Below are 9,965 nucleotides of genomic sequence, written 5' to 3'. Positions count from 1 at the left end.
CCGCCGGTCCGGCCGGTGACCGCTGCCCCGCTCCCGCCGGGGGCCCTCGGCGGGGACACCATCGCCGCCGGGACCGTCGCGCCGAGCGGCGGCGCCTACGCCGGCACGGTGCGGCCGACCGACCCGGCGCCGACGCGCAGCGTCTGGGGCGACCAGTACGACGACGGCCCGCTCGGGGACCTCGGCGCCGACCGCTACCCGCCGGTCGGCCCGCCCACCGGCGAGACCGACCTCGACGAGGACGGCGCCAAGCGACACCGCTTCGTCGTCATCGGCCTGCCGCTCATCGCCCTGGCGGTCGTAATCGCGCTCGCCGTGTGGCTGGGCAAGTCCGTCCTGTCGGTCGCCGGCAACGTCGACGACGTCGAGGGCTCGACGCCCAGCGGCTCGGCGAGCGCCGGCGGCGGCACCCGCTCCAGCGCGCCGGCCGAGGCCGGGACGGCGATCCCGATCGCCGGTGGCCAGGTCTTCGACCCGCAGGGCGACGGTGACCCGGACAACGACGAGGACGTGGCCCTCGCCTCCGACGGGGACCCCTCGACGGCCTGGTCGACGTACGAGTACCGGGGCTCACCGGCGTTCGGGAACCTCAAGGACGGCGTGGGCCTGCTGCTCGACCTGGGCGGGGCGCAGACGCTCTCCGGGGTCTCGATCACCACCAGCCGGCCGGGCGCCAGCGTGGAGATCCGGGTGGGCGAGGAGGCCGGCACGGACCTCAACAGCTTCACCCCGGCCGCCGACGGCACGCTCGAGGGGACGACGCAGTTCTCCTTCGACGAGCCGGCCACCGCCAACTACGTGCTCGTGTGGATCACCGGCCTGGTACCGAGCGAGGGCGGCTTCTCCGCAGACCTCGCCGAGATCGAGGTCCAGTCCGCGGGCTGACTCAGGTCGGTACCCGGGACGGGTCCGCACCCCTCGCAGGCACGGCGCGGCGCCCTGGAGGGGGCCACTGACAGCAGATCGGGGAATGCCGCACCTACGATCCTCGTTGTGCCGCCCGTGACGAGTTCCCACCCGACCCCCGGCCCCGCCGTGACCACCGACGGGAACCCCGCGATCCCGCCGGCCGAGCACGACGGCATCCGCGACCTGATCATCATCGGATCCGGTCCCGCCGGGTACACCGCCGCCACCTACGCCGCGCGCGCCAACCTCCACCCGCTGGTGTTCGAGGGCTCGCAGTTCGGTGGCGCCCTCATGACCACCACCGAGGTCGAGAACTTCCCGGGCTTCCCGGAGGGCATCCAGGGCCCGCAGCTGATGGACGACATGCGCACGCAGGCCGAGCGCTTCGGCGCCGAGCTGGTCCCGCGCGACGTCACCGAGGTCGACCTGTCCGCGAGCCCCAAGGTGGTCAAGGTCGGCGACGAGGTGCACCTGGCCCACGCCGTGATCGTGGCGACCGGCTCCAAGTACCGGTACCTGGGCCTGGAGAACGAGGCCCGGCTGCTCGGCCGTGGTGTGTCGGCCTGTGCGACGTGCGACGGCTTCTTCTTCCGCGACCAGGACATCGTGGTCGTCGGCGGCGGTGACTCCGCGATGGAGGAGGCCACCTTCCTCACCCGGTTCGCCAAGAGCGTGACCGTCGTCCACCGCCGTCCCGAGCTGCGCGCCTCGAAGATCATGCAGGACCGTGCGCGGGACAACGAGAAGATCCGCTGGGAGCTCGGCAAGCAGGTGACCGACGTCCTCGGGGAGAACACGGTCGCCGGCGTCCAGATCACCGACGTCGAGACCGGTGCCACCGAGACGATGCCGGTGAGCGGCCTGTTCGTGGCGATCGGCCACGACCCGCGCAGCGAGCTGTTCGCCGGCCAGCTGAAGCTGGACGACGAGGGCTACATCCAGGTCGAGCACCCCAGCACGCGCACGAACATCGACGGCGTCTTCGCCTGCGGCGACGTGGTCGACCACATCTACCGCCAGGCCATCACCTCGGCCGGCACCGGGGCGGCCGCGGCCATCGACGCCGAGCGCTGGCTCGCCGAGACCTTCGACGAGCGCTGAGGGCATAGAACCGCCGGCCTGCGGGTTGACCCCGCAGGTACTCGAAGCACCAGACGAGAGGGAGAACGACCGATGGCAGGCAACACCGTGACGGTCACCGACACCAGCTTCGCCAGCGACGTGCTGGGCAGCGACAAGCCCGTGCTCGTCGACTTCTGGGCCGAGTGGTGCGGGCCGTGCAAGATGGTCGCCCCCGTCCTCGAGGAGATCGCCGCCGAGCACGGCGACAAGCTGACGATCGCGAAGCTCAACATCGACGAGAACCCGCAGATCGCCCGCGACTACCAGGTCATGTCGATCCCGACGATGACCGTGTTCCAGGGCGGCAAGCCGGTCAAGAGCATCATCGGCGCCAAGCCCAAGGGTGCGATCCTGAACGACCTCGCCGACTACCTGTAGGACCCCCCTGCCGCTCGCAGGCTCGCGGCGGGACCCTGCAGGGGAGCCTTCCAGCCACAACGAGGCCCATTCGTCCAGCGGACGGATGGGCCTCCAGGCTTCCTGGGGCCCCCGCCGGGCCGGTCGGGACCGCGGGGACGACAATCGGCGGACGATGGGAACCGACAGCGGCATGCAGATCCTGAGACTCGGGGACCGAGGACCGGCCGTGGCCGACGTACGGGCGGCACTCCGGAGTCTCGGCCTCCTCGGCGGCGACAAGCCCGCCGGCAGCGCGGGGCCCTCCGGCGGCCCGCTGGACACCATCCCGCTGCGCACCCCTGCGGCGGGCGGCGGCCCGCTCGACACCGGGCCGATCAACCGGACGGCGCTCGACACGGCGCCGCTGGAGACCGCCGAGTTCGACCCCGCGACGGAGCTCGCCGTCCGTCACTTCCAGCAGATCCGCGGCCTGTCGGTCGACGGCCGCGTGGGGGAGGAGACCTACCGGGCCCTCAACGAGGCCCGCTGGTCCCTCGGCGACCGGCTGCTCCGGTACGACCCGGAGCGGCCCATCCGCGGGGACGACGTCATCAACCTGCAGGACCGGCTGCACGAGCTCGGCTACGACGCCGGCCCCGTGGACGGCGTCTTCGGCCCCGAGACCGAGGTGGGCCTGCGGACCTTCCAGCGGGACTACGGCCTGACCTCCGACGGCACGTGCGGGCCCGCGACGCTGCGAGCCCTGCGCCAGCTGGGCCGCAAGGTGACCGGCGGCCGCCCACAGCTGCTGCGGCAGAGCGCCTCGTTCGTGGACAGCGGCCCGCACCTGATCGGCCGGCGCATCGTCGTCGACCCGGGCCACGGCGGCGAGGACGCCGGCTACACCGAGGGCGAGACCACCGAGGCCGACCTGGTGTTCGACCTCGCATCCCGCATCGAGGGCCGGCTCGCGGCCGCAGGCGCCACGGTCTACCTGACCCGGGGCCGTGATCAGGACCCCACGCCCGCTCAGCGCACCGCCTTCGCCAACGACGCCCGCGCCGACCTGTTCATCTCCCTGCACATGGACGCACACAGCTCCCAGCACGCCCGCGGGGTGGCCAGCTACTACTACGGCACCGGCTCTGGGGCGTCGTCCACGGTGGGGGAGCAGTTCGCCAACCTGGCCCGCCGCGAGGTCCTCGCCCGCACCGGCATGCTCGACCTCGGCTCGCACCCGAAGACCTGGGACCTGCTGCGCATGACCCGGATGCCGGCCGTGCGGATGGACTGCGGCTACCTCTCGCACGGCGTCGACCGGCTGCTTCTCCTCGACGCGCGGGTGCGCAGCGCCATCGCCTCCGCCGTCCTGGCCGCCGTCCAGCGGCTCTACCTGCCGGCGGACGCCGATCCCCCCACGGGCACCTTCGTCCTGCCCGAGAAGATCTAGGCCGGTCCACTTCCTCCGGGTGGTCCGGTCGCCCGGCGGGGCAGCGTCCCTACACTCGTCGTGTGCCCACCAACCCGCCCGGCGTGCCCGCCGGTCCCGGTCAGCCGGGGACGTACCTGACGCACGGTGCGCATCCCCACGTCGTCCCGCGGCATCCGCGGCTCGACCCGCTGGCGGACCGGTACGCAGCACGGACGCACGGGATGAAGACCTCGGAGATCCGGGCCCTCTTCTCCGTGGTCAGCCGGCCGGAGGTGGTGTCCCTGGCCGGCGGCATGCCCGCCGTGACCGCCCTGCCGCTGGACGCCGTCGGCTCGATGATCGGCGAGCTCGTGTCGGGCATGGGCGCACAGACCCTGCAGTACGGCTCCGGGCAGGGTGATCCGCGGCTGCGCGAGCGGATCTGCGACGTCATGGCCCTCGAGGGCATCACCGACGCCTCACCCAGCGAGGTCGTGGTGACCGTCGGGTCCCAGCAGGGGCTCGACCTCGTCACCCGGGTCTTCGTCGACCCGGGTGACGTCATCCTGGCCGAGGGGCCGTCCTACGTGGGCGCCCTGGGCGTCTTCCAGGCATCGGAGGCCCGCGTCCGGCACGTCGCCATGGACGACCACGGGCTGATCCCCGAGGCCCTGGAGGAGATGCTCATCGACTGCCGCGCCAAGGGCGACCGGGTGAAGTTCCTCTACACGGTGCCGAACTTCCACAACCCGGCCGGCGTGACGCTGTCGGAGCCCCGCCGGGAGGCGATCGTCGCCCTCGCCGAGCAGTACGACCTCTTGATCATCGAGGACAATCCCTACGGGCTGCTGGGCTTCGAGCACGAGCCGATGCGCGCCCTCCGCGCCCGGAACAACCAGCGGGTCATCTACCTGGGCTCGTTCTCGAAGACGTTCTCCCCCGGTCTGCGCGTGGGCTGGGTGCTGGCGCCGCTGGCCGTCCGGGAGAAGCTGGTGCTGGCCACGGAGGCGCAGGTGCTGTGCCCGCCGTCGCTGACCCAGTACGCAGTCGCCCGGTACCTGGACACCCAGCCCTGGCGCGAGCAGATCAAGACCTTCACCGAGCTCTACCGGGAACGCCGCGACGCGTGCCTGGAGTCCCTGGCCGCCCTGATGCCGGCCGGCACCGCCTGGACCCAGCCGGAGGGCGGCTTCTACGTGTGGCTGAAGCTCCCGCACGGCCTGGACGCCAAGCTGATGCAGCCCCGAGCGGTCAACGCGCACGTGGCGTACGTGCCCGGCATCGGCTTCTTCGCCGACGGGAACGGCCGCGAGTACATGCGGCTGTCCTACTGCTATCCCGAGCCCGACCAGATCCGGGAGGGCGTGCGCCGGCTCTCGCGCGTCATCGAGGCCGAGCTGGATCTGCACTCGACGTTCGACGCCGTGGACACCGGCACCTTCCGCGCGGTCCGGCCCGGCCACGACGCCGAGCAGATCGTCGGCCCCGCCAACAGCGACACCTACGAGGACCGCCGATGAGCGAGACCGCCCCCGCACAGGCCCCCTCGGCAGGTGCCGAGCCGCACCCGCTGAGGGCCGTCGTCCTGGCCGGTGGCCTGACGTTCGAACGGGAGGTCAGCCTCTCCTCCGGAACCCAGGTGTGGGAGGAGCTCGCCCGGGCAGGCCTGGACGCCGAGATCCGTGACGCGGACGCCGACCTGCTGCCCGGACTCGCCGCCTCGCCCGCGGACGCGGTGTTCATCGCGCTGCACGGCGCGACGGGGGAGGACGGCGCCCTGCGCGCGGTCCTCGATCTCGCCGGGGTGCCCTACGTCGGTTCCCCCGCAGCTGCCTGCCGGCTGGCCTGGGACAAGCCCGCCGCGAAGTCCGTCGTCCGCTCCGCCGGGCTGACCACACCGGACTGGGTCGCCCTGCCGCACAGCACGTTCCGGGAGCTCGGCGCGGGTGCGGTGCTCGACCTCATGGTCGCCCGGCTCGGCCTGCCACTGATGGTCAAGCCCGCCTCGGGCGGGTCCGCGCTCGGCGTCCAGAAGGTCGGCCGGGTCGAGGACCTGCCGGCCGCCATGGTCAGCTGCTTCGCCTACGGCGACACGGTGCTCGTCGAGCGCTTCGTCGAGGGCGTGGAGGTGGCGGTCTCCGTCATCGACCTGGGCAACGGACCGGAGGCCCTGCCCGCGGTGGAGATCGCGCCCGAGTCCGGCGTCTTCGACTACACGTCGCGGTACACCCCGGGGCTCACGGAGTACCACACGCCGGCCCGGCTGCCCGAGGACGTCGCGGTGCGCGCCGCGGCGCTCGCGGTCGAGGTGCACGAGGTGCTGGGTCTGCGCGACCTCTCACGGACCGACGCGATCGTCAGCCCGGACGGCGAGGTGCACTTCCTCGAGGTGAACGTCTCGCCCGGTCTCACCGAGACGTCGATGTTCCCGATGTCGGTCGAGGCCGCCGGCTACGAGCTCGGCGAGGTCCTCGCCCGGCTGCTCGCCCGCCGCGCCGACGCCTGACAGTTCGTCATGTGACGAAACCCCTCCGTGGTCGAGGGGTGGGCCTCCTCAGGCGTCCGGTCGGCGTCCGGTGATCTCCGGGGCCATGACCCCGATGATCCGCTGCAGGTCGTCGACCGAGCCGAACTCGACGACGATGCGCCCCTTGGCCCGGCCGATCTGGATCTTGACCTTCGTCTCGAACCGGTCGGACAGCCGGGAGCCGAGCTCCTCCACGCCAGGGGCGGAGATGTTGCGGGCCCGGCGCTTGGCGGTCGGGCGCTCGGCGGCGGCCATCGCGACCGCCTCCTCGGTGGCGCGCACCGACATGCCCTCGGCGACGATCCGGGTCGCCAGAGCGTCCTGCGCGTCGGCGTCCGGGAGGCCGAGGAGCGCACGGGCGTGCCCCGCGGAGATCACGCCGGCCGCGACGCGGGTCTGCACCTTCACCGGCAGCTTCATCAGGCGGATGGTGTTGGTGACCTGGGAGCGGCTCCGGCCGATGCGGCTGGCCAGCTCCTCGTGCGTCGCACCGAACTCCTCAAGGAGCTGCTGGTAGGCGGCGGCCTCCTCCAGCGGGTTGAGCTGCACGCGGTGGATGTTCTCCAGCAGGGCGTCACGGAGCATCGCGTCGTCCGTGGTGTCGCGGACGATGGCCGGGACGGTGTCCAGCCCGGCGGCCCGGGCGGCGCGGAGGCGGCGCTCACCCATGATGAGCTCGTAGCTGACGGCTCCCCCCGGGGAGTCCACATTCTCACGCACGATGATCGGCTGGAGCAGCCCGAACTCCCGCACGGAGTGGGTGAGCTCCTCCAGCGCCTCGTCGTCGAAGACCTGCCGCGGCTGCTTGGGGTTCGGGACGACGTCGTCGACGGAGACCTCGCGCAGCTGCGCCCCGGGGATGCCGACCGCGGCGTCGGCGCGCTCGTCGACGGCCGCGAGCGCCGGGAGGCCGAACGCCGGGGTCACCGGCGGGGGAGACGGCACCAGGCTCACCGCGGGCGCGGGCGTCCCCGCGTCGGGCTCCGGTGAGTCGGCAGCCGGCTCCGGCGCCGTCCGCTCCGCCTCCGGCGCACTGGTGGGGATGAGGGCCGCCAGCCCGCGGCCCAGGCCGCCGCGCTTCGTCATCGCCGCTCTCTGCTCTCTGTGGTGGTGCTGCTTCCGGTGGTCGTGCTGAGGGTCGCGCTCACTGTCGCTCCTGGACCGACTGGACGGCCACGGGCGGGGCCGCCGTCACACCGGCCATGCCCGAACGGTCCACCGGGGGCAGGTCGACGCCGCGCTCGGCGAGCTGCCGCGCCGCCTCCACGTAGCTGGTCGAGCCGCGCGACCCAGGGTCGTAGGTGAGCACCGACTGCCCGTAGCCCGGCGCCTCGGACACGCGGACGTTGCGGGGGATGACCGCCGGCAGGACCAGTTCGCCGAAGTGGTTGCGCACCTCGTCGGCCACCTGGTCGGCGAGCTTGGTCCGGCCGTCGTACATGGTCAGCAGGATGGTCCGGACCGAGATCCCGGGGTTGAGGTGCGCCCGCACCAGGTCGATGTTGGAGAGCAGCTGCCCCAGTCCCTCGAGCGCGTAGTACTCGCACTGGATCGGGATGAGCACCTCGTCCCCCGCGACCAGGGCGTTCAGCGTCAGCAGGCCCAGGGACGGCGGGCAGTCGATCAGGACGTAGTGGGGCCGCTGCTCCGGCGGCAGCTCGTGGACGTAGGTCTCGATGGCGCGCCGGAGCCGGTGCTCGCGGGCGACGACGGAGACGAGTTCGATCTCGGCCCCGGCGAGGTCGATGGTCGCGGGCACGCACAGCAGCTTCGGGCTCGCCGTCGTCGGGTGGACGACCTCGGCGAGGGTGCTGTCGCCGACGAGGGCGTCGTAGACCGACGGCGTGCCCACGGTGTGCTCGACGCCGAGGGCGGTGCTCGCGTTCCCCTGCGGGTCCAGGTCGATCACCAGCGTCCGGAGCCCGTAGAGCGCCAGGGCCACCCCGAGGTTCACCGTGGACGTCGTCTTGCCGACGCCACCCTTCTGGTTGGCGATGGTGATGACCCGGATCCGGCTGGGAGCGGGGAAGGGGTCCTGGTCCGCCGCGTGCAGCACCCTGGTCGCGCGCAGCGCCTCCATCGCGATGGGGCTGTCGAAGTCCGCCATGCCCGACGGGGAGCTGGACGACTGGTCGGCAGCCAGGCTGCTGCGTAGTCGCTCGCCCGGGTCGGTCATCGCGGGTCCCTCCTGCCGATCCGTGTGCCAGAACTCTGTTTCACGGGGAACCGTTTCACGTGGAACGCGGGCGGATACCGCGCGCCGTTCCACGTGGAACACGTGTCGCTTGCTCTCGGTGAGCGCGCCGTCACCGTGCTCCACGTGTCATGACCACCACGGTAGTGGCAGCGCCCCCGAGGTCTGCACCGACGGCCCGAGGATGTATGTCACGCATGCCCGCGGCCTCCAGGTACGGGACGAGCGCGGGCAGCCCCTCCACCGCGCGCGAACCGACCAGGGCCACCAGTTGCGTCCCCGGCCGCATCAGACCGATGCACCAGCCCACCAGCCGGGGGAGCGGTGCCACCGCCCGTGCGGTCACGACGTCCACGGGGCGCACCGCGCCGGCGACCGCGCGGTCCTCCGCCCGCCCCCGCACGACCCGCCAGGGCAGTCCGGCGGGCCCGGCGACCGCCGCGACGATCTCCTCGAGGAACTCCACGCGGCGCGCCATGGGCTCCACGAGGGTCAGGGTGATGTCGGGGCGGGCCAGTCCCAGGGGGATGCCCGGCAGCCCCGCACCGCTACCCACGTCCACGACACGGGCGCCCGCAGGGACCGCCTCGGCGACCGCGGCGCTGTTGAGCACGTGCCGCTCCCAGAGCCGCGGCACCTCGCGCGGGCCGATGAGCCCGCGCACGACGCCGTCGGAAGCCAGGCGGGCCACGTAGTCCCGGGCCAGCGGGAGGGCGTCGCCGAAGACCTCCGCCGCGATCGGCGGTGGCGCGGGCACCGCCGCGGCAACGTCGTCGGTCACTTGTCGGGCAGGACCACGACGCGCCGGTTCGGCTCCTCGCCCTCGGACTCGCTGCGCACGCCGGCCACGGACGCGATGACGTCGTGGACCACCTTGCGCTCGAACGGGTTCATCGGGGAGAGGCGCTCGGGCTGCCGGCTGGACGCGACGCGACGGGCTGCGTCGCCACCGAGGGCGGTGAGGTCGGCCCGGCGCTTGGCCCGGAACCCGCCGATGTCGAGCATCAGCCGGCTGCGGACGCCGGTGGACTGCGCCACGGCGAGCCGGGTGAGCTCCTGCAGCGCCTCCAGCGTCGCGCCGTCCGGCCCGATGAGGTCGGTCAGCCGGCCTCCGACGATGGCCACCGAGGCCCGGTCCCCCTCGACGTCGAGGTCGATGTCGCCGTCCTTGTCGAGGATGTCGAGGAGTCGCTCCAGGTAGTCGCCGGCCACGTCCCCCTCGCGGACGAGCAGGTCGTCACCCGAGGCGTCCGCATCCTCCTCGTCCGCCTCATCGGCCTCGTCCGTCTCGTCGACCGGCTCGACGACGGCGTCGTCGCTGGCCGGATCGGCGTCCGGGAGCGCGGGGTGGGAGTCGTCGTCGTCCAGTTCGGTGCCGGTGGTGGGCTGCTGCGGGGCACTCACGGGGTTCCTCCCAGTTCGGTGCGGCAAACCGGGCGGACCCGGTGGTCTCGGACGGCGTC

General features: G+C 72.9%; 9 protein-coding genes and 1 pseudogene. 6 read left to right on the top strand and 4 right to left on the bottom strand.

Features of this window, described 5'->3' with window-relative positions; all coding sequences use genetic code 11:
- The 6 genes and pseudogenes from E4P40_RS28060 to E4P40_RS11980 all read left to right on the top strand — a co-directional run.
- Window positions 1-885, top strand: a pseudogene (locus tag E4P40_RS28060) (hypothetical protein); the annotation flags it as partial.
- A gap of 150 nt (window positions 886-1,035) precedes the next feature.
- A complete protein-coding gene (gene trxB, locus E4P40_RS12000) occupies window positions 1,036-2,010 on the top strand; it encodes a thioredoxin-disulfide reductase (protein ID WP_135158849.1) in 975 nt (324 codons plus the stop codon).
- Window positions 2,011-2,082: 72 nt separating this feature from the next.
- Window positions 2,083-2,409 carry a thioredoxin gene (gene trxA / locus E4P40_RS11995; RefSeq protein WP_097182926.1) on the top strand — a complete coding sequence of 109 codons (327 nt, stop codon included), beginning with the start codon at window positions 2,083-2,085 and terminating at the stop codon, window positions 2,407-2,409.
- Window positions 2,410-2,617: 208 nt separating this feature from the next.
- Complete coding sequence (locus E4P40_RS11990) at window positions 2,618-3,820, top strand: N-acetylmuramoyl-L-alanine amidase (RefSeq protein WP_245160286.1); 1,203 nt, start codon at window positions 2,618-2,620, stop codon at window positions 3,818-3,820.
- A gap of 62 nt (window positions 3,821-3,882) precedes the next feature.
- Window positions 3,883-5,301 carry a PLP-dependent aminotransferase family protein gene (locus E4P40_RS11985; protein WP_245160285.1) on the top strand — a complete coding sequence of 473 codons (1,419 nt, stop codon included), beginning with the start codon at window positions 3,883-3,885 and terminating at the stop codon, window positions 5,299-5,301.
- Window positions 5,298-6,287: a D-alanine--D-alanine ligase gene (locus tag E4P40_RS11980; RefSeq protein WP_135158844.1), complete on the top strand. Its 990-nt coding sequence runs from the start codon at window positions 5,298-5,300 to the stop codon at window positions 6,285-6,287. Before E4P40_RS11985 ends, E4P40_RS11980 begins: the two co-directional genes overlap by 4 nt.
- A gap of 48 nt (window positions 6,288-6,335) precedes the next feature.
- Here the strand turns inward: E4P40_RS11980 and E4P40_RS11975 are convergent, their stop codons facing one another.
- From E4P40_RS11975 to E4P40_RS11960, 4 genes are all read right to left on the bottom strand, one after another.
- Complete coding sequence (locus E4P40_RS11975; RefSeq protein WP_135158843.1) at window positions 6,336-7,394, bottom strand: ParB/RepB/Spo0J family partition protein; 1,059 nt, start codon at window positions 7,392-7,394, stop codon at window positions 6,336-6,338.
- A gap of 58 nt (window positions 7,395-7,452) precedes the next feature.
- Window positions 7,453-8,484: a ParA family protein gene (locus E4P40_RS11970; protein ID WP_135158842.1), complete on the bottom strand. Its 1,032-nt coding sequence runs from the start codon at window positions 8,482-8,484 to the stop codon at window positions 7,453-7,455.
- Between the two features lie 130 nt (window positions 8,485-8,614).
- A complete protein-coding gene (locus E4P40_RS11965; RefSeq protein WP_135158841.1) occupies window positions 8,615-9,283 on the bottom strand; it encodes an RsmG family class I SAM-dependent methyltransferase in 669 nt (222 codons plus the stop codon).
- On the bottom strand, window positions 9,280-9,906 hold the full coding sequence (locus E4P40_RS11960) for a R3H domain-containing nucleic acid-binding protein (protein ID WP_135158840.1): 627 nt from the start codon (window positions 9,904-9,906) through the stop codon (window positions 9,280-9,282). Before E4P40_RS11960 ends, E4P40_RS11965 begins: the two co-directional genes overlap by 4 nt.
- Between the last annotated feature and the right edge of the window lie 59 nt (window positions 9,907-9,965).

Source organism: Blastococcus sp. CT_GayMR20, assembly GCF_004570345.1.
This window is presented reverse-complemented; position numbering and strand designations above follow the sequence as displayed.

Coding starts and splice junctions, on each gene's coding strand:
- E4P40_RS11970 (WP_135158842.1), bottom strand. CDS start 8,484: ATGACCGACCCGGGCGAGCGACTACGCAGCAGCCTGGCTGCCGACCAG.
- E4P40_RS11975 (WP_135158843.1), bottom strand. CDS start 7,394: ATGACGAAGCGCGGCGGCCTGGGCCGCGGGCTGGCGGCCCTCATCCCC.
- trxA (WP_097182926.1), top strand. CDS start 2,083: ATGGCAGGCAACACCGTGACGGTCACCGACACCAGCTTCGCCAGCGAC.
- E4P40_RS11980 (WP_135158844.1), top strand. CDS start 5,298: ATGAGCGAGACCGCCCCCGCACAGGCCCCCTCGGCAGGTGCCGAGCCG.